Origin of the sequence: Serratia sp. UGAL515B_01, from assembly GCF_033095805.1 — a bacterium.
GTDB lineage: Bacteria > Pseudomonadota > Gammaproteobacteria > Enterobacterales > Enterobacteriaceae > Chania.
In genome coordinates this window covers 2,968,514-2,991,156 of sequence record NZ_CP109901.1, presented here as the reverse complement: position 1 = coordinate 2,991,156, position 22,643 = coordinate 2,968,514, and the positions used below count along the sequence as shown (strand labels likewise).

General features: G+C 49.7%; 16 protein-coding genes. 9 read left to right on the top strand and 7 right to left on the bottom strand.

The window, feature by feature from the left end; all coding sequences use genetic code 11:
* Positions 1–186 precede the first annotated feature (186 nt).
* Positions 187–477 carry a pyrimidine/purine nucleoside phosphorylase gene (gene ppnP / locus OK023_RS13435; protein ID WP_317693216.1) on the top strand — a complete coding sequence of 97 codons (291 nt, stop codon included), beginning with the start codon at positions 187–189 and terminating at the stop codon, positions 475–477.
* Between the two features lie 34 nt (positions 478–511).
* Here the strand turns inward: ppnP and rdgC are convergent, their stop codons facing one another.
* Positions 512–1,423, bottom strand: a complete 912-nt coding sequence (gene rdgC, locus OK023_RS13430) for a recombination-associated protein RdgC (protein WP_317693215.1) — start codon at positions 1,421–1,423, stop codon at positions 512–514.
* 255 nt (positions 1,424–1,678) lie between these two features.
* Between rdgC and mak the strand changes: the two genes are divergently transcribed.
* On the top strand, positions 1,679–2,587 hold the full coding sequence (gene mak / locus OK023_RS13425; RefSeq protein ID WP_317693214.1) for a fructokinase: 909 nt from the start codon (positions 1,679–1,681) through the stop codon (positions 2,585–2,587).
* Between the two features lie 95 nt (positions 2,588–2,682).
* On the opposite strand, the gene licT is transcribed toward mak, so the two are convergent.
* The 3 genes from licT to sbcD form a co-directional block, all read right to left on the bottom strand.
* On the bottom strand, positions 2,683–3,540 hold the full coding sequence (gene licT / locus OK023_RS13420) for a BglG family transcription antiterminator LicT (protein ID WP_317693213.1): 858 nt from the start codon (positions 3,538–3,540) through the stop codon (positions 2,683–2,685).
* Positions 3,541–3,765: 225 nt separating this feature from the next.
* A complete protein-coding gene (gene sbcC, locus OK023_RS13415) occupies positions 3,766–7,017 on the bottom strand; it encodes an exonuclease subunit SbcC (protein WP_317693212.1) in 3,252 nt (1,083 codons plus the stop codon).
* Positions 7,014–8,243: an exonuclease subunit SbcD gene (gene sbcD / locus OK023_RS13410; protein ID WP_317693211.1), complete on the bottom strand. Its 1,230-nt coding sequence runs from the start codon at positions 8,241–8,243 to the stop codon at positions 7,014–7,016. Before sbcD ends, sbcC begins: the two co-directional genes overlap by 4 nt.
* A gap of 204 nt (positions 8,244–8,447) precedes the next feature.
* Between sbcD and phoB the strand changes: the two genes are divergently transcribed.
* The 5 genes from phoB (at position 8,448) to malZ (ending at position 16,289) form a co-directional block, all read left to right on the top strand.
* Entirely contained in the window at positions 8,448–9,137 is a 690-nt protein-coding gene (gene phoB, locus OK023_RS13405) for a phosphate response regulator transcription factor PhoB (RefSeq protein WP_317693210.1), read from the top strand.
* Positions 9,138–9,161: 24 nt separating this feature from the next.
* A complete protein-coding gene (phoR, locus tag OK023_RS13400) occupies positions 9,162–10,478 on the top strand; it encodes a phosphate regulon sensor histidine kinase PhoR (protein WP_317693209.1) in 1,317 nt (438 codons plus the stop codon).
* Positions 10,479–11,383: 905 nt separating this feature from the next.
* Complete coding sequence (brnQ, locus tag OK023_RS13395; RefSeq protein ID WP_317693208.1) at positions 11,384–12,703, top strand: branched-chain amino acid transport system II carrier protein; 1,320 nt, start codon at positions 11,384–11,386, stop codon at positions 12,701–12,703.
* A gap of 71 nt (positions 12,704–12,774) precedes the next feature.
* Positions 12,775–14,181, top strand: coding sequence for a proline-specific permease ProY (gene proY, locus OK023_RS13390; protein ID WP_317693207.1), 1,407 nt, complete (start codon positions 12,775–12,777; stop codon positions 14,179–14,181).
* A gap of 281 nt (positions 14,182–14,462) precedes the next feature.
* The gene (gene malZ / locus OK023_RS13385; protein ID WP_317693206.1) at positions 14,463–16,289 is read left to right on the top strand and encodes a maltodextrin glucosidase; all 1,827 of its coding nucleotides are present in this window, start codon (positions 14,463–14,465) and stop codon (positions 16,287–16,289) included.
* 51 nt (positions 16,290–16,340) lie between these two features.
* On the opposite strand, the gene ggt is transcribed toward malZ, so the two are convergent.
* The 3 genes from ggt to OK023_RS13370 form a co-directional block, all read right to left on the bottom strand.
* The gene (ggt, locus tag OK023_RS13380; protein ID WP_317693205.1) at positions 16,341–18,104 is read right to left on the bottom strand and encodes a gamma-glutamyltransferase; all 1,764 of its coding nucleotides are present in this window, start codon (positions 18,102–18,104) and stop codon (positions 16,341–16,343) included.
* Between the two features lie 211 nt (positions 18,105–18,315).
* Entirely contained in the window at positions 18,316–18,918 is a 603-nt protein-coding gene (locus OK023_RS13375) for a peroxiredoxin C (protein ID WP_317693204.1), read from the bottom strand.
* A gap of 367 nt (positions 18,919–19,285) precedes the next feature.
* Positions 19,286–19,867, bottom strand: coding sequence for an ACP phosphodiesterase (locus OK023_RS13370; RefSeq protein ID WP_317693203.1), 582 nt, complete (start codon positions 19,865–19,867; stop codon positions 19,286–19,288).
* Between the two features lie 196 nt (positions 19,868–20,063).
* Here OK023_RS13370 and queA point away from each other — a divergent pair, with 196 nt between their 5' ends.
* The gene (gene queA, locus OK023_RS13365; protein WP_317697705.1) at positions 20,064–21,152 is read left to right on the top strand and encodes a tRNA preQ1(34) S-adenosylmethionine ribosyltransferase-isomerase QueA; all 1,089 of its coding nucleotides are present in this window, start codon (positions 20,064–20,066) and stop codon (positions 21,150–21,152) included.
* Between the two features lie 155 nt (positions 21,153–21,307).
* A complete protein-coding gene (gene tgt / locus OK023_RS13360; RefSeq protein WP_317693202.1) occupies positions 21,308–22,435 on the top strand; it encodes a tRNA guanosine(34) transglycosylase Tgt in 1,128 nt (375 codons plus the stop codon).
* Positions 22,436–22,643 lie beyond the last annotated feature (208 nt).

Genomic DNA, 22,643 nt, shown 5'->3' with positions numbered 1-22,643 from the left:
TGCAGACGATGGGCTTTTGGGGTATTGAAGGCACTACGGCCAATTAAACTATACAACCTAATTATTTCATCCTGTTGATGTTTTGTCGTGCGCTGCGATCGCATTTTGTACGAAAAATCAGTGACAGACCTACTTCCATCCCCCAATATGGATCTTCCACAAAGTTAATTACGCGGGTGCCAGTCTATGCTGAAAGTAAACGAATATTTTTCAGGAAAAGTTAAGTCTATCGGTTTTGATAGTAGCAGCATCGGTCGTACCAGCATTGGGGTTATGGAAGAAGGGGAATATACCTTCAGTACCGCGCAACCGGAAGAAATGACGGTGATTACCGGTGCTTTAAAAGTACTGTTACCGGGAGCGCCTGATTGGCAAGTGTTTACGCCAGGTGAAAAGTTCTTTGTGCCTGGACAGAGTGAATTTAATCTGCAGGTTGCCGATGCAACGTCATACCTGTGTCGTTATCTGAGTAAATAAATGTGTGCCGGGCTAACCCCGGCTTTCCGCTGCCTTAGCGCTGTGCTTCTCCTCCTAAGGCTTCAATTGTATTGCCGATCATTGCTGCCAGTTCGCTGGTCATCAGAATGAAATCTGCATCGAAACGCTGCGCATAATCGTCACGATCAATATCATCGTTTTGATCGCGTAAGGTATCGGCAAACTTCAGGCGTTTGAGTGAACCGTCATCGGTCAGTACCACTTGAATGCGTTCCTGCCAGTCTACCGCCAGTTTGGTGACCAGTTTACCGGCCTCAATATGTACGGCAATTTCATCGCTGATCAGGTTTTGTTTTTTGCAGCGGATCACACCACCATCCTCCAGAATCGCTTTGAGTTCAGCTTCATCCTGAATAATAAAACCGGCTGGCAGTTGGCCAGAACGAACCCACTCTGTCAGCGTCAGTTCAATCGGGCTTTCCATGGTGAGAGGGACAACGGGTAATGAACCTAAGCTTTTACGCAGCAGTGCCAGCGTGTCTTCTGCGCGTTTGGCACTGGCTGCATCCACCATAATCAGGCTGTTAACGGTATCGATCCACATAAAAGTCTGGTTAAAACGACTGAAGGCGCGTGGTAGCAGGCTGTGCAGCACTTCATCTTTCAGGGAGTCTTTCTCGGTTTTTTTCAACTTGCGGTGCTGCTCACCTTCCAGTTTTTCGATCTTTGCCTGCAATTCTTGTTTGATTACCGGCGAGGGTAGAATTTTCTCTTCTTTACGGGCGCAGATAATAATTTGACCGTTAACTGCATGCGTTAGAGAGTCGCTGTGTGAACCCATTGGGGAAACCCAGCCGGTTTTCGCCATGTCTTGGCTGCCGCACGGGGTGAAAGCAAAGGCACTGAGCTGTTTTTCCATTTCATCCGCATTTAGCGTAACGTCGCGGCTCAAACGGTAAACCATCAAATTCTTAAACCACAGCATAGTTTTATCCCCTGGCTGGGCGTGCATTTGGCACGCTATTTCGTCAAAAGCAAGGCGACATGATAACGAATTGATGATGAAAAATCGCCTTATTCCCGCTGATTTGCCTCCGCTCCCGTATTTTTACCGTGATCATGCGAATGCGATGCAAAAATCGCCATCGTGGTTACACTTTGGTGCAATGCGTGATTCGAACACTAGGTTGTATTAGGCTGTGGCAGAGAGTCTTGTCGTTGTGCTTTTAGGAGAGAAATTGTGCGGATTGGTGTCGATTTGGGTGGTACTAAAATTGAAGTAATTGCCTTAGCCAATGATGGACAAGAACTGTTCCGTCATCGTATTGCAACGCCGCGTGATGATTATCAACAAACATTACAGGCTATTTCCGGTCTGGTGAGGTTGGCGGAGGATAAAACCGGTCAACAGGGCTCGGTAGGGGTTGGCATACCCGGCACACTGTCGCCATTTACCGGCTTGGTTAAAAATGCCAACTCAACCTGGCTTAATGGGCAGCAGTTAGACAAGGATCTTTCCGTAATGCTGGCACGTGAAGTGCGGCTTGCCAATGATGCCAACTGCCTGGCCGTATCGGAAGCGACTGATGGTGCGGGAGCTGGGAAGGCAACCGTCTTCGCGGTGATCATTGGAACCGGATGTGGTGCCGGGGTGGCGATTAATGGGCAGGCTCATGCCGGAGGAAACGGTATTTCGGGTGAATGGGGTCATAATCCTCTGCCATGGATGGATGCTGATGAACTGCGTTTCCGTGCTGAAGTGCCTTGCTACTGTGGTAAACAAGGGTGTATTGAAACTTTTATCTCTGGTACCGGTTTCGCCAACGACTATGCGCGTTTAAGTGGTAATGTGTTGAAAGGCCATGAAATCATGCTCTTAGCCGAGAAGCAGGATGAAACAGCAAAGTTGGCTATCCAGCGCTACGAAATGCGCTTGGCGAAGTCATTGGCTCATGTAATCAACATTTTTGACCCTGATGTTATAGTCCTGGGTGGAGGGATGAGTAACGTTGAACGCCTCTACCAAAGGGTGCCGCAACAGGTAAAGCCTTGGGTATTTGGCGGTGAGTGTGAAACGCCAATTCGCAAGGCCGTTCACGGTGACTCGAGTGGTGTGCGCGGAGCAGCCTGGCTGTGGCCGCCCGTGTGATCCTACCCACGTTTGAACTTTGCTTTACGGCAGACCGCACTAACGCGCTAAATTGTTTGGCACTGTCTTGCGAAGGACAAGGACTGAGGCGAACTTCAGTCCTTCGGTATGTACTGATCCTCGCTTTCGCTGCGTACCCTCTCGATGTGGATCGTCAGAAACATCATTTCTTCACTGGTTAACGGGTGCTGGTAGTGTTTTTCGATATGCCGATTGATCTTAACGGCGCAGGCGAATGATTCATGATATTTGTCTTTCACCATTTGATACAGAGAGTCGTCTTCACTGCTGACGTAGTTGGTCCCTAGTAACCGTTGAGCAAAGAATTTCAGATGCGTTACGAAGCGGTGATAGCTGAGTGAGTCCTCGTTGTAATCAAAACGGAAATGATATTTAACAATGTTAAGGATCTCATGCATGATGCGGGTGATGTTTAACGTGTTGTGCATTTCGTCATTGAGTTGAGCATTAACCAGATGCAAAGCAATAAACCCCGCCTCGTCTTCTGGCAGCGTGGTTTCTAGACGTTCTGCAATGATAGCCAAGGCCTCCAAGCCAAGTGCGAACTCCTTTGGATAGAGTTTTTTGATGTCCCACAGTAGGACATTTTTGATATCCACGCCTTGCGCATGGCGTTGTAAAGCAAAGTGGATATGATCGGTCAGCGTGATGTAAACGATGTTGTGCAGTTTTCCTGGTAGCCGTTGACGGGCTAAAGCAATGATCTTGTCAGCAGTAGCGACGCAGGTTAATGGGATCTCTGCCAGCAGTTCTTTATAGCACTCGCTCATTTCACTGTTGTTGAGGGTAAATACCTTCTCGATCAGACTTTCATCCACACGATCCCCGGCTTTCTTTTTAAAGCCAATACCACGCCCCATGACTACTGTCTCTTCATGGTGCTCATTCTGCGTAATCACTACGTTGTTATTGAGTATTTTAGCGATTTCCATGGTTTTCCCTGGCGTTTTCCAAACGGTGAAAACAAAAAAACCTGGCACCCGAGAACCATCCCGAACGCCAGGTTTTGCCTGTATTTACAGTAACAATCCTATTATCCGCTGCATGATAACCGTTCTCAGCTGAGGCTCAATGCTTTTCACTGCGTACTGCCGCTGAGATCACACTTTACGCTGTAGGTGGAAAACTGCATATTATGCTGCTTGTTTCTGCCGCAGTTACTCGACGCGAAACCGCTCGTCTAACCGGCTAACCCCCAGTCCGTTGACCTTCTTCACCTTAATTTGTACTGGGATACGTTCTTTCATTGCATCAACGTGGCTGATGACTCCGATGGTTTTGCCTGTGGCATTAAGGCTGTCCAGTGCATCTAGCGCTGTATCCAGTGTTTCTGCATCCAGAGTGCCGAAACCCTCGTCCAAGAACAGCGAATCGATGCTGGTCTTATGGCTGACCAAATCTGACAAAGCCAGAGCGAGAGCTAGGCTGACTAGGAAGCTTTCACCGCCAGAGAGGGTACGAGTATCACGCAGGACATCGGCCTGCCAAGTGTCCACCACTTGCAATTCGAGTGTTTCACTGATTTTACGTTGTAGCAGATAACGCCCATGTAACCGGCTGAGTTGGCGATTTGCAAGATACACCAAGTGATCAAGCGTAAGGCCTTGGGCAAACTTGCGAAATTTATCGCCGTCTTTTGAACCGATCAACTGATTAAGCTGGCTCCAGTCGTCATACTGCTGCTGACTTTGGGCGATCTGTTCAAACAGAGATTGCTGATTGAGACGACGTTGGGCATTGCTACTCAGTTGGTTACTGATTTCTCCTTGGTGCAACTGTAACGCCTTTAGCTGTTCTGCTAGCCTGTTGAGCGCGGTTGTGAGTTGTTCAACATCCGCCGTTGTTTCATCAAGGTTAACGGGACGGTTTAGCCGTTGTTGCTCCAGCATTTGCACCGCCTGCGTCAAGAGTGTACTGGCCTCTACCTGGCGTTGCTGTAACTGCTCTTTGCGCTGCTGTAGCAGCTGGCGTGTATCATCATCAAGCAGCGCAGCAAGCAGTTGTTTTTCATCATCAAACGTACTACTGGCTAACGCTTGCAGCCACTGTTGCTCGGCCCGTAGCAACCGTTCGGTTTGCTGTTGCTGCTGTTGGTGTAATGTGACCCGTTGACCCGCCAGAATATCGCGCTGTTCCTGCGCTTTCTGTAGCTGTTCGCTCGCCTGCTGCTCGGCTTTCTCGCAAGCGCTCAGTGCTTTTTGTAGCTGCTCGCGTACCTCGGGGATCGATTGCTCGCCAAATAGCGCGACGCGCTTACCGTGTAACTCTGCCAGTGTTGTTTCGCTGTCCTGACAGCGTTGTTGCCACTGTGCAAGCAGGCGCTGCGTCTCTTGCTGACTGATTTCCAGCAGCTCAAAACGCTCATTCAAGCGGGCTACTTCTTGCTGGGAACTCTGTTGCTCTCCTCGCAGCGTATTCAAGGTATCTTTGGCCTGTTGTACTGCAACGATGGCCTGTTGGTGCTGCTGCAAGCGTTGCTGATTAGCCTGCTCCTCGCTTTCGCAAGCATCTAACCATGTACCTAAGCGGTCGGGTTCTTGCAAGGTAAAATCGAAAGCAAGTGGCGCGGTGAGCGATAGCCAACTTTGCAGATGCTCTTCCCGTTGCGCCAATGTCTGAACTAACTGAGGTTGCAGGCGCTGTTGTTGCTCTTTCAAACTGTCACAGCGAGCCCGCAGTTCAGTGCCCAGTGTATGCAATCTATCGGTTTGACTTCTCAACTCAGCGGCACGTTGCTCTGTTTCTGACGGTTTTAGCGCCTGATACTGCTCGATTGCCGGATGGTAAGTGGAACCACATAGCGGACAGGGCATTTCTGCCTGTAGGTGGGCGCGTTCAGCCTCCAGACTGACAATACGCTTTTCCATCTCGAGCACCTTCTCGACATCAGTCTGGTGCGCTTTTTGCTGTTTGTATTGCAGGCGAACTGCATCGAGTTGCGCTTCTATTTCAGCCAGTTGCTTTTGGTTGGCAGCAAACTCCAACTGTTGCCGATCAATTTGTTGTTGGTTTTGTGCAAACAGCAACGCCAGCTCGGAGAGCTGCTGGCGTAATGGACGTAGCCCGGTTAATTCGGCCTGACGATGACGCAGTTTCTCCGTTGGGGATTGCGTTTCTAGCTCAGCCTGCTGTTGTAACTGCTTATCAAGCGCTGCGGTCAGTTCCGCCTGCTTGATCTGATACTGTCCTGCCAACGCGGCGAGCTGCGTACGTTTTGCGCTCAGTTGTTCCAGTTCTAGCCGCTGTTTTTCACTTTGCTGCCAAGATCCATCACGGTGCTTTTGCACTTCGGCTAAGGTTGTACGCAACAGGGCGATTTGCTGGTCAAGTGGCTGTACCTGTTTATCGATCAGGGTTTGCTGCTGCTGGTTATGACTGTTCTGTGCCTGTTTTGCCGTTTTGGCCTGTTCCAGACGCTGTTGCAAGGGGAACAGTTCAGTTGCTTGCCTCTGTTGTTGTTGCTCCAACTGTTCAAGCTGTTGCTGCAAAATGAGATTATCCCGTTGGCAACGTTGGCGTTCATCCAGCAATGGGCGCAACTTTTCTGCGGGCTCACTGCGCGCCAACCGCAACAACTGTGGTTCAGCCTGCTGATAATCCTGCTGAACGGCGACAAGCTGTTGCTGATAGCGCTGAACCTGCTGTTCGGTGCTATGCCATTGCTGCAACCAGTTCAACTGATGTTGCTGCTGCTGTAGTTGCTGGTTGATCGAAAGCGCTTCGTTGCCGAGCGCACTGAGTTGGTTTTCCAACGTTTGGTGCTGCTCATCGTTGAGCAGTTCAATACCGTTGGCCCGGTGGTGCAAAGCATCAAGCTCTGCTTTGGCCTGTTTATGCTGTTCAAACACCCGTGACGATAGCTGGCCATAAATTTCGGTGCCGGTCAGTTCTTCCAATAGCTCGGCGCGCTCGTTAGGTTTTGCATTTAGAAAAGCGGCAAACTGCCCCTGCGACAGCATCATCGATTTGGTAAAACGACCAAAGTCCAGGCCGGTTATTGAGGCGATCAGCTCTTTTTTATCGGAAATTTTGTCTGCCAGGATTTTTCCATCTTCCCGCAGCGCCAGTTCGACTTTGGGGGCTTGCAAATTTCCGTCAGGATCGTTTTTAGCACGGCGTTGGCTCCAGAAAGCACGATAACCGATCCCTTTGACCTCAAATTCCACTTCTGCCAGTGACTCTGAGGTATGGCGTGTCATCAGCTCATTCTGGTTGGCGCTGATTTCCAAACGTGGCGTTTGGTGATACAGCGCTAGACAAATAGCATCCAGTAGCGTGGTTTTACCCGCGCCCGTTGGGCCGGTAATAGCAAAAAGGCCATTACTGGCAAAGGGTTCTGCAGAGAAATCAATTTTCCACTCACCTTGCAGGGAGTTGAGGTTTTTCAGCCGTAGGCTCAGTATTTTCATGCTGAAGGCTCCTCGCCGTGGTGCAGGCTTTCTACCACCTGTTGAAACATTTGCCGCATCCGTTGCTGGCGGGGTTCAGTCATTTCTTCTTCGATTGTCAACCGGCGTTCGAATACTTCGCCGACGCTCAATTCGTTCAACGTTTCTTTGTCCTGTTGGACAAGAGTCTGTGAGCGTTGCTCCTTGCTGCGTCGAAGCAGGAGAACTTCAACCGGCAGATCGTCAACTAACTGTTGGATCCGCCGCTGGATATCACCCAGGTAATCTTGGGTAGCAACTTCAATATCCAACCAAACCGGCAAATCGCCTTGGTAATCGCTAAATTGCTGCAATTGGGCGGTAATTTGTTGCAAGTTGCCCTTGATTAACTGCATGGGTTGGTAGGTGGGGATTTCTAGCGAGGTGACCTGCTGCAATACGCCGTCAGCAAAATCAACCATAAATACACTTTTGTTTTTACCCAACTCATCAAAACTTAATGGGATTGGTGAACCGCTATAACGGATATGTTCAGATTTTGCTACGTTCTGCGCTCGGTGAATATGACCTAATGCAATGTAGTCGGCGGGAGGGAATAACTGCGCTGGGAAAGCATTAAGCGTACCAATGTAAATATCGCGCACTGAATCGGAGGTGTTCACTCCTACCGTCGTCAGATGGCCGGTTGCGATTATCGGCAGTTTTAGACCCAGTGTCTGGCGGCATACACAGGCAGCCTGATACAGGCCGTGATAATGCTCGGCAATTGCATTTTGTAAGGCCTGTTGTTTCTGGTTACCAGACTCTCCTGCACGGCTTGAGAGCAGATCTCGTTGGCGCAGAAAGGGGATTGCACACAGTACCCCCCCTGGTTGACCATTGCGTTGATTCAGGACCACAATTTGCTGTTCTGGGTCTGTTTGCGCATTGGCAATCACGGTGGTATTCAGATAGGAAAGCAGCTCACGCGATTCATTCAGCGTTGCAACGGAGTCATGATTGCCGCCGAGTATCACCAGTTGGCAGCCGGTGCGCTGAAGGTCCACGACAAAACGGTTATACAGTTCACGAGCGTAGCTTGGGGGGGAACCGGTATCAAAAAGATCCCCTGCGACGATCACGGCATCAATCTGCTGTTGTTCCACGATTTCGATCAGCCAGCCTAAGAAAGCCTGATGCTCTGCGGCGCGGCTTTTAGTGAAAAAGTGCTGGCCCAAATGCCAGTCAGAGGTATGGATCAGGCGCATATAAGGCTTCTTGGCTAATAAGAGGATAGCGGCGATTATAAGCGCGTAGACATCTCCTGTCGTGGCGCAATCAAATGGCAATAAAAATAATCACTATGCTTAAGGCTATCCGCAGAGCAACGTATTCATAAAATTGTCACAAAATTGACGCATAATAACGTCACACGACCTAAATAGATCGCAAACTCATTGGCAGGATGGACAATGGCAAGACGCATACTGGTGGTGGAAGACGAAGCGCCGATCCGTGAGATGGTGTGTTTTGTGTTGGAGCAGAATGGTTACCAACCGTTGGAAGCCGAGGATTATGACAGTGCAATAATGCGCCTGTCTGAGCCGTTCCCTGATTTAGTTCTCCTGGACTGGATGTTGCCTGGTGGCTCCGGGATCCAGCTCATAAAGCACATGAAGCGTGAGGCGATAACTCGTGATATTCCAGTGATGATGCTGACTGCGCGCGGCGAAGAGGAGGACCGGGTACGTGGTCTTGAGGTGGGGGCGGATGATTATATCACTAAACCGTTCTCTCCCAAGGAGTTGGTGGCGCGCATCAAAGCAGTGTTGCGCCGTATTTCACCGATGGCGGTGAATGAGGTGATTGAAATGCAGGGGCTTAGTCTTGATCCCTCCTCGCACCGGGTGATGGCCAGTGAACAACCACTGGATATGGGGCCGACAGAATTTAAACTGTTGCATTTTTTTATGACTCACCCAGAACGTGTTTACAGCCGTGAACAGTTGCTTAATTACGTTTGGGGCACTAACGTTTATGTTGAAGACCGTACCGTTGATGTGCATATTCGCCGGCTGCGCAAGGCGCTGGAGGCCAGTGGTCATGACAAGATGGTTCAAACCGTTAGGGGCACCGGTTATCGGTTCTCAACGCGCTACTGACAGCACAGCGCTGGAGAATTTACTGTGTTAGAACGTTTATCGTGGAAGAGACTGGCGAGCGAGCTGGCTCTTTTTTGTTTGCCTGCCTTTTTACTAGGGCTGATTTTTGGTTATCTGCCTTGGTTCCTGCTGGTGTCCGTGTTGGTTACCTTAGTCTGGAATTTTTATAATCAACTCAAACTTTCCCACTGGTTGTGGGTTGATCGTAGCATGACGCCACCGCCCGGGCGTTGGAGCTGGGAGCCGCTGTTTTATGGCCTCTATCAGATGCAACAACGTAATCGCCATCGCCGGCGTGAGCTGGCGCTGTTGATCAAACGTTTCCGCAGCGGTGCTGAATCCTTGCCCGATGCTGTTGTGATGACTACCGTTGAGGGCAACATTTTTTGGTGCAATGGATTAGCGCAACACCTGTTAGGTTTTCGCTGGCCGGAAGACAACGGCCAACACATTCTAAACTTGATACGTTATCCGGAATTCAGCCAATATCTACAACAGCAGGCATTTACCAAACCTTTAACGCTGCAGTTGAATAATGAACACTTTGTAGAATTTCGTATTATGCCGTATTCCGAAGGGCAGTTGCTGATGGTGGCACGTGATGTTACCCAGATGCGCCAGTTGGAAAGAAGCAGACGTAACTTCTTTGCCAACGTCAGCCATGAGCTTCGTACACCTTTAACGGTGTTGCAGGGGTATCTGGAGATGATGAGCGACGAAGAGTTGGATGGCTCGTTACGTGGAAAAGCGTTGAGCACTATGCAAGAGCAGACCAAACGCATGGATGGTTTGGTGACGCAGCTATTAACGTTGTCACGTATTGAAGCTGCGCCAAACATAGATATGAATGAGAAGGTTGATATTCCATTGATTTTGCGCGTATTACAGCGTGAAGCTCAGTCACTCAGTAATGCCTGTCACGAGATCAACTTTCGAGTTAACGAAAATTTGAAAGTGTTTGGTAACGAAGAACAGTTACGCAGTGCGGTATCTAATCTGGTATATAACGCTGTAAGTCATACAGCTAAAGGCACCCATATTGAGGTGAGTTGGCAGCAGACCCCGCAAGGGGCACAGTTTCAGGTGAGTGATAACGGGCCAGGTATTGCCGCGGAACATCTTCCTCGTCTTACGGAGCGTTTTTACCGTGTTGATAAAGCGCGCTCACGCCAGACTGGGGGGAGTGGACTGGGGCTGGCTATTGTCAAGCATGCGCTTAGTCATCATGATTCGCGTCTGGAGGTTCTCAGCGAGCCTGGTCTTGGCACGCGCTTTATATTCACCTTGCCTAACAGATTAATTGTTGAAGAAAATATATCAGAGAGTACAGTGAACAACTAGGCTGTGTTCCTAAATTATCCGCTGTGCCATCGCAGACTCAAAAGCCTGTCATCAAGGCATGTGGCTCCATAACCTGACTTCACCGATCGCTGTTGTTTTGTGCGATGTTAGTCAAGACGTTAAGGTGTCGTTTTCGCCGTATACGTTGTGTCAAACCTGCACTTTTCTGGGATTAGGCAGTGAACCATAACTGGCTTGTGGCAGATCTGGTTCCCCCCTTATAGGTGTTTCTACCGTCCTTTGCTGTGCTTTTTGTCAGCTACAGGCTGAGAAATAGCAACCAATGGGGAGATCATGTATTTTATGGTGGTGTTTGCGTCAGGTAACGCTTTGTTTCATATTTTATGATTTTAGTGTTTAAAAATAATACAAATCATGTAGTGTATATTTATTGATAACCATTACGTTTAACTGGCTATGTAATATTATTTGGTCAATTACTCTGCTTTTAGCATTGAGTATTGCCTTTCAACGCTATAAATATTTTACTTAGAGCCTGTTCCAGTAGGCGTTATTGGTGCAAGGTATTTTGACACAGAACGTGCACAGAAACCGTAGCGTGCAAGCAGTACGTGAGGGTTTTTAATACGGCTCAGGGCCAGGATGGTCAGTAATTAGCCTTAAGGGATGGGTTCTTAGCCTCCGTTTTTGGATTAAACCTCCGTCTATCCCACCGTTTTCAGACCACATAATTGTTGGCTGCAACGTGAAAACTAACGGGTAAATAATAACTAAAACCTCCGCCTATCATCATGAGTGGTCTTTTTTCACAAGGATGACTGTCTGGCAGTGCAAGATTTTGTGTCTGTCGGTCTCGAGATGAAATGGTAACCAGCAGCCAGGATGAGCATTTTCAACACCATACCGGGTAATTTTTTACTTTTTAACAGGCAACACAACATCGTATGAGTCATCGTTTAACATCAAAAGATATTCTGGCTTTGGGTTTCATGACCTTTGCCTTATTTGTCGGCGCTGGGAACATAATCTTTCCGCCGATGGTGGGTTTGCAGTCTGGTGAGCATGTATGGACTGCTGCTCTTGGTTTTCTGATCACTGCCGTTGGTTTACCGGTGATCACCGTGATTGCACTAGCGCGTGTAGGCGGCGGTGTTGATGCGCTGAGTTCGCCGATTGGTCGCAGTGCCGGTTTGTTGTTGGCAACGGTATGCTACCTTGCCGTCGGCCCGCTGTTTGCAACTCCACGTACGGCGACCGTCTCTTTTGAAGTGGGTATCGCACCATTGACCGGTGACGGTGCAATGCCGCTGTTTATCTACAGTCTGGTGTATTTTGCGCTGGTGATCGGCATCTCACTCTATCCCGGCCGTCTGCTCGATACGGTGGGGCATTTATTGGCTCCAATGAAGATCCTCGCATTGGCAGTGCTGGGGATTGCTGCGTTGATCTGGCCCGCAGGCAGCCCGATCCCTGCTGCTGAAGCTTATCAGAGCGTCCCATTCTCTTCCGGTTTTGTTAATGGTTACCTGACGATGGACACGCTGGGGGCCATGGTATTCGGCATCGTCATCGTGAATGCAGCACGTTCGCGTGGTGTTAAAGATGCAGGTTTGCTGACTCGTTACACGATCTTGGCTGGTCTTATTGCTGGGTTGGGGTTAACTCTGGTTTATTTGAGCCTGTTTAAATTGGGTTCCGGCAGTGGCGTTTTGACTCCTGATGCCACCAACGGCGCGGTGATCCTACATGCCTATGTGCAAAATACTTTCGGTGGCGTGGGTAGCTTTTTCTTGGCTGCATTGATTTTTATTGCCTGTATGGTAACTGCGGTCGGTCTGACTTGCGCTTGTGCGGAGTTTTTTGCGCAATATCTGCCGCTGTCATACAAAACGCTGGTGTTTATTCTTGGTGTGTTCTCCATGGTGGTTTCCAATCTGGGGCTGAGTCACCTGATTCAGATTTCTATCCCAGTACTGACCGCTATTTACCCACCTTGCATTGTGCTGGTTGTGTTGAGCTTCACCTTGCGTTGGTGGAATAGTTCATCACGTATTGTTGCGCCGGTGATGTTAGTCAGCCTTTTGTTTGGTATTCTTGATGCCGTGAAAGCGTCCAGCTTCCAGCACTTGATGCCAGCATGGACCGATCACTTGCCGCTTGCGGCGCAGGGGCTGGCTTGGTTACCCCCTTCGCTGTTAATGTTGGTACTGGTCGCAATTTATGATCGGGTTTTTGCGCGCAGCCAAGTGACTGCTCACTCCTAAACCGACGGTCTTGATTCTGGGCCACGGACTTGTCCGTGGCTTTTTTACGTTTAAAAAGACGGGTCATTTTCATGCCACAACAGTCATTCACTCCCCCCACCGTCAATAAGCTGAAACGTGGCCTTACTACGCGCCACATCCGCTTTATGGCTCTCGGTTCAGCTATCGGAACCGGTTTGTTCTACGGTTCTGCTGAGGCCATCAGAATGGCGGGCCCCAGCGTTCTATTGGCTTACCTGATCGGCGGTATTGTTGCTTTTATCATCATGCGCGCACTGGGCGAAATGTCGGTCAATAACCCGCAAGCCAGTTCGTTCTCACGTTATGCTCAGGATTACCTTGGGCCAATGGCAGGTTACATTACCGGTTGGACTTATTGCTTTGAGATCCTAATCGTCGCTATTGCTGATGTAACAGCGTTTGGTATCTATATGGGCGTCTGGTTCCCTGAGGTGCCGCACTGGATTTGGGTATTAAGTGTGGTATTGATCATCGGTGCCATTAACCTGATGAGCGTGAAGGTTTTCGGTGAACTCGAGTTCTGGTTCTCGTTCTTCAAAGTGGCGACCATTATCATCATGATCGTGGCCGGGATCGGTATCATTGTCTGGGGGTTCGGCAATGGTGGGCAACCGACAGGAATACATAATCTGTGGACCAATGGTGGTTTTTTCAGTAACGGCTTCGTAGGCATGATACTGTCGTTGCAATTAGTGATGTTCGCCTACGGTGGCATCGAGATCATTGGTATCACGGCTGGGGAAGCAAAGGATCCGAAAGTGTCGATCCCCAAGGCTATCAACTCAGTACCTTGGCGTATTCTGGTGTTCTATGTCGGTACTCTGTTTGTCATCATGTCAATTTACCCGTGGGATCAGGTTGGCACTAACGGTAGTCCTTTTGTGTTGACCTTCCAGCATATGGGGATCACTATTGCCGCGGGTATTCTTAATTTTGTGGTAATCACTGCTTCACTGTCAGCCATTAACAGTGACGTGTTCGGTGTCGGGCGTATGATGCATGGTTTGGCAGAACAAGGTCATGCACCGCAGGTATTCAGTAAAATCTCCAAACGTGGTATTCCGTGGGTCACCGTGGTGGTGATGATGGCGGCAATGCTGATCGCTGTGTATCTCAACTACATTATGCCGGAGAGTGTGTTCCTGGTGATTGCTTCGTTAGCGACCTTTGCTACCGTGTGGGTATGGATCATGATCCTGTTCTCGCAGATTGCTTTCCGTCGCAGCCTCAGCAAGGAGCAGGTGAGCAAGCTGGCATTCCCACTGCGTGGCGGTGTATTTACGTCGGTCATCGCTATTATCTTCCTGGTATTCATTATCGGCCTGATCGGTTACTTCCCGACCACGCGTATTTCCCTCTATGCTGGGTTAGTATGGGTAGTGCTTCTATTGTTGGGATATTACGTTAAGGTAAATCGCCAGAAGAAGAAAAACATCCAGGCACCTGTGCAAGAATAAGGCAATCTCTTTATCTGAGTATGCTGTTCCAGGGGAGAATCGATTTGCGGTTCTTCCTTGGAAGATGGCTACTTATCGTCCCGGCTCCAATCCACCTACTTGTTTTCAGTTGTCAGCGTTTGGACACGGTGTATGTCTACAGCGCTGTTCAGCGTCTCCACCCCTCGACTCATCCCCCGAGTTTATCGCCCAGAGATGAGGGGGAACTGCACTCGACGTGGCATTGTGCCAGGCACATGCACAATGTTGTCGATTTCGTTTTGTACATCAGGAGAAGAGTTATGCTTAACGCCTGGCATCAACCGGTTCCGCCATTCTTGGTTAATAATGGACACCGTCTGGATATCACCCTGTGTTTACAAGGTGATGATTTGCCTGAGCAGGTATTCTTGCGCGCCGAACCGGACAATGAAGAGTGGCTGCTGATTATGAAAGGGCAGGTTGCCGACGGGGTATGGCACTATCAAGCCAGCCTGTCACTGCATCAAGGGGAATCGGTACGTCGCTATTGCTTCAAGTTACTGTGGGCCGATCGTCAGTTGTGGTTTGGCCCACTAGGCTGGTCGTTGGTGCCGTTGGGGCAACTGGCACAATATGCGCTGGATGAGCCGGACAACAGCCCATCCTGGGTGGCCGATCAGGTATTTTACCAGATCTTCCCTGACCGCTTCGCCTGTAGTGGAGGAGATCACGGTATTAAGAGTGGCAGTTATCATCATCATGCTGCAGGTTGTGATGTGGTGCGCCGCGATTGGCAACATCCCTTAGAAGATGATCAGGATGCGGCTTCTACCTTCTATGGTGGAGATCTGGATGGCATTAGTGAGAAGTTGCCCTATTTGCAACAATTGGGTATCACCGCACTGTATTTGAATCCGATCTTCACCTCGCCGAGTGTGCATAAATACGATACTGAAGATTACTACCATGTCGATCCTCACTTCGGTGGTGATGAGGCATTACAGCGTTTGCGAGTGAACACTCACAAGGTAGGAATAAAACTGGTGCTTGATGGTGTGTTTAACCACACAGGGGATTCGCATCCATGGTTTGACCGTTATCAACAGACGGTGAATGGAGCCTGTCACAACCCTGATTCCCCTTATCGCGGCTGGTTCAACTTCTATCCAGATGGAACCGCACTGACTTGGAAAGGGCATACCAACTTGCCAAAGCTCAACTTTGCTGAGCCGCAGGTGGTTGATGCGATTTATCGGGCGGAAAACAGTGTGGTTCGCCATTGGCTAAGGCCACCGTACAGTATTGATGGCTGGCGGTTGGATGTTGTACACATGCTGGGTGAGAATGGTGGAGCAAAGGGAAACCTGCATTACCTTGCTGAGATTTATCAGACGGTCAAGCAGGAAAACCCCCAGGCCTATGTGTTGGGCGAGCATTTTGGTGACGCGCGCCGCTGGTTGCATGCCGGAGTTGAAGACGCCGCCATGAACTACATGGGATTTGCTTTACCGGTGCGAGCTTTTCTGACAGGAGTAGACGTAGCCTACCATCCGATTCAACTGGATGCGGCCACCTGTGCGCAGTGGATGGACGGTTACCGCGCGGGGTTACCACATAATCTTCAGATTATTCAGTTCAACCAGTTGGACAGCCACGATACTGCGCGTTTTCAGACGCTACTGAAAAACAATCCGCAGCGCATGAAAATGGCAGCAATATGGCTATTGACCTGGATTGGCGTCCCTTGTCTCTACTATGGTAATGAAATTGGTTTGGATGGTGGCAATGATCCCTTCTGCCGTAAACCGTTCCCGTGGGACGAGAAACACTGGGATCGGCATCTGCTAGCCCTGTTTAGCCGTCTCTCCGCATTGCGTAAACAGAGCAAGGCGTTAAGACGTGGAGGTTGCCAGGTACTTTATGCGCAAGGGGAATCTTTGGTGTTTGTGCGTACTTACCAGCAAGAACAGGTATTGGTCGCTTTACAGCGTAGCGGTGAAGGGGAAATAACCTTGGCCTATAATCCATTGTTGCAAAAGGGAAAATGGCAACGATTGGAGGGTGAGGCCGACTTGACCACAACGAAAAATGGCTTACAACTTACACTAACTGCTGAATCGGCCAGCGTGTGGCGGTTACCTGGTTAATACTGAACAACCGTTTTACCTGCCAATGGCGGGTAAAACGGTACTTAACTATTAATACCCCACGGCGGATCCTGCCGGGCGGCGTACGTCATTGGCTCCGTAGATAAAACCTTCGCGTACTCGGCCAGACACAGCTGAGTCATTGCCAGAATCAGCGGTGCTGACGCCTGCAGCCCCGGGTAACCCTACCAGGATCAGCTCAGCGGCTCCCCAAGGGGTTTGCTCAACCATGTTGTAACCCATCTCTTTAAGTATTTTCAGGGTGTCCGCAGAAATGCCACGTTGTTCGTAATACACCTCATCCGGTAACCACTGGTGGTGGATCCTTGGTGCATTCACCGCTTCCTGCGGTGCCATGCCATGGTCAATCACGTTGAGGGTGGTTTGCAGTGTGATAGTGATGATGCGTGAACCGCCCGGCGACCCTAGAACCATAAAGATCTTGTTGTCTTTGGTGACCAGCGTCGGGCTCATTGAGGATAGTGGGCGCTTACCTGGTGCGATGGCGTTAGCTGTTCCTTGTACCAGGCCGTAGAGGTTCTTCTCGCCAACTTTAACCGTAAAATCATCCATCTCATCATTGAGGAAGAATCCGGTACCCGGAGCGATCACCACGGCACCGAAGCGACCATTAACGGTATAGGTGGTTGAAACCGCATTACCCTCATGATCGACAATAGAATAGTGGGTTGTTTCCGGCTTTTCGTGCGGCTCCATGCCAGGTTGCACGTTGATAGAAGGTGTGGCTTTATCCGCAACGATTTTTTTTCGGATTTCATCGGCGTAGCTTTTACTTACCAGACGTTCAATCGGATTATGGATAAAAGCCGGATCGCCCAGATAGGTGTTGCGGTCCATATAGGCATGGCGCATGGCCTCACTCATGGTATGAATGGCAGCTGCTGAGTTGATGCCCATGCTTTTCAAGTTGTAACCTTCAACGATATTGAGAATTTCACACAGTGTCACCCCTCCCGAGCTGGGGGGCGGTGCTGAAACGAATTTATAGCCGCGATAGCTACAGGTAATGGGGGGGGGTTCTGTCACTTTATAGTTGGCAAAATCGGCGGCAGTCAGTACCCCACCGCTTTTTTGCGCGGCAGCTTCTACCGCCTGAGGGATCTTTCCATGGTAGAAGGCTGAAGGGCCTTCTTTGGCGATGGCTTGCAATGTGTTAGCCAAGTCCGTTTGTACCAACCGATCGCCTGGCTGAAGGGCCGAACCATCTGGACGCAGGAATATTTTAGCAGACTCGGGGTCCTGCTTAAAACGTGTGATTGTGGTGTCGAGGATATCGGTATCGGCGCGCGTTAGGATAAAGCCTTCACGCGCGAGTTTGATGGCTGGTGCCATTACTTGTTCACGGCTTAGCTTCCCGTACTTTTCCCGTGCGGTCTCCATTCCCAATACCGTACCGGGTACCCCAGCAGCCAGATAGCCGTATAGACTGGCATCTTTTTTGACTTTACCGTCCGCGTCTAGATACATGTTTACACTGGCCGCTGCTGGGGCAGTTTCGCGGAAGTTGATAAAGGTATCAGTACCGTTTGCCAGATGCAGGGTCATAAAACCTCCGCCGCCAATATTCCCGCAGCACGGGTTGACCACGGCTTGAGCATAGCCAACCGCAACGGCAGCATCGACCGCATTGCCCCCCATTTTGAGAATGTCTACGCCGACCTGCGAAGCCAGATGTTGTGATGTCACCACCATCCCATTCCGTGCTTCTACGGCCGGGTTAGAGGCGGCGTACAGGTCGCTGCTGAGCAGACATACTGCCAATGTCAGTGGCTGACCCCATTTTTGCAAAACCATAACGACTCCTGTCAGTTTTTATCGTGATTGATGTATCCCGCCAGTAAAGCGCAAAGCAGGCTAATGCATAGAGAGTAGCGAGGTATAGAGGGGCAAATGAATAAAAGGGGAGAAAATGTGAAGCAAAACAAATAAATGGAAATTTTTTTGTGGATGGGTATAAAAAACCGGCCAGCGTAGCTGACCGGCTTCGGACGTTTACAGGCTGAAATTACAGCTTGGAAGCGTTTTCAGACAGATATTTTGCAACGCCATCTGGGGATGCGCCCATACCTGCTTTGCCTTTTTCCCACTGAGCTGGGCATACTTCGCCGTGTTTTTCGTGGAATTGCAGTGCATCAACGGTGCGGATCATTTCGTCAATATTACGACCAATTGGCAGATCGTTAACGATCTGAGAACGAACAATGCCGTTTTTGTCGATCAGGAAGGAACCGCGCAGTGCAACGCCGGCATCTGGATGTTCAATGCCGTAAGCTTTCTGAATTTCGCGCTTAGTGTCAGCAACCATTGCGTATTTCACTTCACCAATGCCGCCTTTTTCGACAGGGGTTTTACGCCATGCGTTGTGGACGAATTCTGAGTCGAAAGAAACACCTACAACTTCAACACCACGCTTCAGGAATTCTTCATAACGGTGATCGAAAGCGATCAGCTCAGAAGGGCATACGAAGGTGAAGTCCATTGGCCAGAAGAACAGCACGGCTGGTTTACCGTTCAAGTGCTTCTTCAGGTTGAAGTTTTCTACGATTTCGCCACTGCCTAATACGGCAGCTGCAGTGAAGTCAGGGGCTTGACGAGTTACCAGGACCATAATTACTCCTGTAATAGTAGTTCAAGGGGTTGATGTAAAAGCAGGGGCCAGTATAAGGGCCACTATCCGGTGAATAAAGGGTAAAAGACCAATCAATGAGATAGTTTTTACCTATCAAACCGAGAGTTTAAATATGACAGGCTTTAAAAATAACCTTTTCGTACAAAAGCGCAAGCACTATATATGCCCGAGTTTATTCATGTTACAGGTCAGCAGAAAATGAGCCCATCGCTTTACTCTGTGGCCGAGATGAAAAACAAAACTGTTGTTTGCCTATTTAAACGCTGCGAACAGCGGCTTTTCAGGGCGAATCCTGCTGATGGACGGATCACCGTAACCAACACTGCTGTCGTTTGGCGACGCTATATCACAATGACTTGCTTTTGGCCTGTTGCATCATACGTGGATAAAACTGCCAGAAATATGTTTCAAGTTGATGATAATGGCGTTCCACTTCCGTAAAGGAGCCTGCCAGTGCTGACAAACGCGGGCGGCGGCTGGCCATGCCTTGCAACACTTCGGCGATAAATGGCAATTCTGCATAACGCTCCAGCCAACGTTCTGGCCAAAGATAGCTATTCAGCTTCTGGAAACGCTGAGGTGTTTGCAATAGATAAGGTTCAATCAGGCTTTGTGCTTGTAGTGTGAAATCCCTAAGGCTGCAGGTTGGTTCGAGCTGTTGCCAGTGGCGAGCCAGAAAATGATCCCAAACCACGTCGAGTGTAATCGGTGCGACGCGACGAAATTCTGCACTAAAAGCGTCGCGGCAGGCTTTGACTTCTGGCAGGGTATCGGTGATAACATCGACCCTGCGGTGCATCATGATACCAGTTACTACTGCAGGATCGTATATACCTGCCGGGTTGCCGCGCACGAAGTCGGCAAGCAGATTGCCTAGCAGAGAGCTTTCCGCAAGCTGGGCCAAATGGAGATGAGCAAGAAAATTCATTGCGTAACTATACGCTAAATAATTCGTATTGCGTAAAAATGAGCTGCGCATTTAACGTATCCGTAACATAACCAATAGCCAAGCAATCACCTAAGTAGCGCAATTGTTCCTTATTCCTTGCTGCTTATCGCCCACGGCTTTAGACTGTAGCGCTTGTTTTTCTCCAACCTGCTAATTATTGAAGAAGTGAATGTCCATGCGCGTTGCCGATTTTTCTTTTGAGCTTCCCGAGTCCTTGATTGCACGTTATCCCCAACCTGAGCGCAGCGCCTGCCGTTTGCTGCAGTTGGACGGACCGAGCGGAGCCTTGACGCATGGTGTGTTCACCGATCTGCTGGATAATCTGGAAGCTGGCGATCTGCTGGTGTTCAACAATACTCGAGTCATCCCTGCACGCATGTTTGGTCGTAAGGTCAGCGGTGGCAAGATAGAAGTGCTAGTGGAGAGAGTGCTGGATGAGCACCGGGTGTTGGCACACGTGCGAGCCTCCAAATCCCCCAAGCCTGGGGCAGAATTGTTGCTGGGCGATGACGAAAGCATTGCTGCGACGATGGTTACCCGGCACGACACGCTGTTTGAACTACGCTTTAATGACGAGCGCGATGTGTTTACCCTGCTGGATGCCGCTGGCCATATGCCACTGCCGCCGTATATCGATCGTCCTGATGAAGAGGCTGACCGTGAACTGTATCAGACCGTCTACAGTGAAAAACCTGGTGCCGTAGCGGCACCCACTGCCGGGTTGCACTTTGATGAATCGCTGCTGGCGGCGTTACGTGCCAAGGGTGTTGAAATGGCATTCGTGACGCTGCACGTTGGGGCAGGCACGTTTCAACCTGTGCGGGTCGAAACGATTGAAGAGCACGTAATGCATGCCGAATATGCTGAAGTATCGCAAGAAGTCGTGGATGCGGTGCTGGCTTGTAAAGCGCGGGGCAAAAGAGTGGTCGCCGTAGGCACCACCTCGGTGCGTTCGCTGGAAAGTGCTGCTAATGCCTGTCAGAATGCGCTGATCGCACCTTTTTTTGGTGATACCCGCATCTTTATCTATCCTGGATACCATTATCAGGTGATCGATGCGCTGGTAACCAACTTCCATTTGCCTGAATCGACCTTGATTATGTTGGTTTCGGCGTTTGCTGGTTATCGAAATACCATGAATGCTTATCAGCAGGCAGTAGCGGAACAGTACCGGTTTTTCAGCTATGGCGATGCGATGTTTATCAGCCGTAATCCATTGGCGGAGAGTGAATCCGTTGGCGAAGGCCTGGCGTCTTTCAAGTAGTCGCAATATTGACGGTAATAGTCCACCTCAGTCACTTACTTGAGTCAGCTCCGGCAGTCTGGCTGCGACTTGAAATCCATATGAATCCCCGGGCTAGGCGTATGCCTGGCCCTGTTTTAAACACGTTAGACTGTTTATCTAACGCTGGAGGTTTTGTGAAGTACGAATTACAAACAACCGATGGCCGTGCTCGTCGTGGTCGTCTGGTTTTTGAACGTGGTGTGGTAGAAACCCCGGCCTTTATGCCAGTAGGAACTTATGGCACGGTCAAGGGGATGACGCCGGAAGAAGTGAAAGAAACCGGTGCGCAGATCCTGTTAGGCAATACGTTCCATTTATGGCTTCGCCCTGGGCAGGAGATCATGAAACTGCACGGTGATCTACATGATTTCATGCAGTGGCACGGACCGATCCTGACTGATTCCGGTGGCTTCCAGGTTTTCAGCCTGGGTGCGATGCGTAAAATTAAAGAGGAAGGTGTTTATTTCCGTAATCCTATTAACGGCGATAAAGTGTTCCTTAGTCCGGAAAAATCGATGGAGATCCAGTACGATCTGGGGTCGGATATCGTGATGATTTTCGATGAATGCACGCCTTATCCGGCAGATTGGGACTATGCCAAACGTTCAATGGAAATGTCGCTGCGCTGGGCGCAGCGTAGCCGCCAGCGTTTTGATGAGCTGAACAACAAAAATGCATTGTTCGGTATTATTCAAGGTGGAGTTTACGAAGATTTACGGGATGTTTCTGTAAAAGGGCTGGTGGATATTGGCTTTGATGGTTACGCTGTGGGCGGTTTGGCGGTAGGTGAGCCAAAAGAGGATATGCATCGCATTCTTGAACATGTTTGCCCACAAATTCCACAAGATAAGCCACGCTATCTCATGGGGGTAGGCAAACCGGAAGATTTGGTTGAGGGGGTGCGCCGCGGCATTGACATGTTTGACTGCGTGATGCCAACGCGTAATGCACGTAATGGTCATTTATTCGTGACTGACGGCGTGGTAAAAATCCGTAATGCCAAGCACAAGGATGATACTTCACCGTTGGACAAAGAGTGTGATTGCTATACCTGTCGCCATTACAGCCGTGCCTATTTGCATCATCTTGACCGGTGTAATGAAATACTCGGTGCGCGATTAAACACAATTCATAACCTGCGTTACTACCAGCGGTTAATGGCGGGTTTACGCCAGGCTATTGAAGAAGGTAAATTAGAGCAGTTTGTTACGGATTTTTACGGTCGGATCGGCAAACCGGTTCCACCTTTAAATACCCAATAGATTTCAAACGGTAGAAAGGCGGTGACCGAACGAATCCCCAGGAGCTTAGCTAGCTAAGTGGCTAGGGTGAAGGAGGGAAGCCAATACAGCTATAGTTTGAAAGATGGCGGGTATATACCCAAGCGAATTCAAGTTGCAGGTAGGCGGCAACTGAGCGAAGCCCCAGTCACTTGGTAAACCAAGTGACTGGGGTGAGTGAAAGCAGCCA

What these genes read in the sequence shown, in the direction of transcription:
- ppnP (WP_317693216.1), top strand. Translation starts at nt 187, where the DNA reads ATGCTGAAAGTAAACGAATATTTTTCAGGAAAAGTTAAGTCTATCGGT.
- rdgC (WP_317693215.1), bottom strand. Translation starts at nt 1,423, where the DNA reads ATGCTGTGGTTTAAGAATTTGATGGTTTACCGTTTGAGCCGCGACGTT.
- licT (WP_317693213.1), bottom strand. Translation starts at nt 3,540, where the DNA reads ATGGAAATCGCTAAAATACTCAATAACAACGTAGTGATTACGCAGAAT.
- sbcC (WP_317693212.1), bottom strand. Translation starts at nt 7,017, where the DNA reads ATGAAAATACTGAGCCTACGGCTGAAAAACCTCAACTCCCTGCAAGGT.
- sbcD (WP_317693211.1), bottom strand. Translation starts at nt 8,243, where the DNA reads ATGCGCCTGATCCATACCTCTGACTGGCATTTGGGCCAGCACTTTTTC.
- phoB (WP_317693210.1), top strand. Translation starts at nt 8,448, where the DNA reads ATGGCAAGACGCATACTGGTGGTGGAAGACGAAGCGCCGATCCGTGAG.
- brnQ (WP_317693208.1), top strand. Translation starts at nt 11,384, where the DNA reads ATGAGTCATCGTTTAACATCAAAAGATATTCTGGCTTTGGGTTTCATG.
- proY (WP_317693207.1), top strand. Translation starts at nt 12,775, where the DNA reads ATGCCACAACAGTCATTCACTCCCCCCACCGTCAATAAGCTGAAACGT.
- malZ (WP_317693206.1), top strand. Translation starts at nt 14,463, where the DNA reads ATGCTTAACGCCTGGCATCAACCGGTTCCGCCATTCTTGGTTAATAAT.
- ggt (WP_317693205.1), bottom strand. Translation starts at nt 18,104, where the DNA reads ATGGTTTTGCAAAAATGGGGTCAGCCACTGACATTGGCAGTATGTCTG.
- OK023_RS13375 (WP_317693204.1), bottom strand. Translation starts at nt 18,918, where the DNA reads ATGGTCCTGGTAACTCGTCAAGCCCCTGACTTCACTGCAGCTGCCGTA.
- OK023_RS13370 (WP_317693203.1), bottom strand. Translation starts at nt 19,867, where the DNA reads ATGAATTTTCTTGCTCATCTCCATTTGGCCCAGCTTGCGGAAAGCTCT.
- queA (WP_317697705.1), top strand. Translation starts at nt 20,064, where the DNA reads ATGCGCGTTGCCGATTTTTCTTTTGAGCTTCCCGAGTCCTTGATTGCA.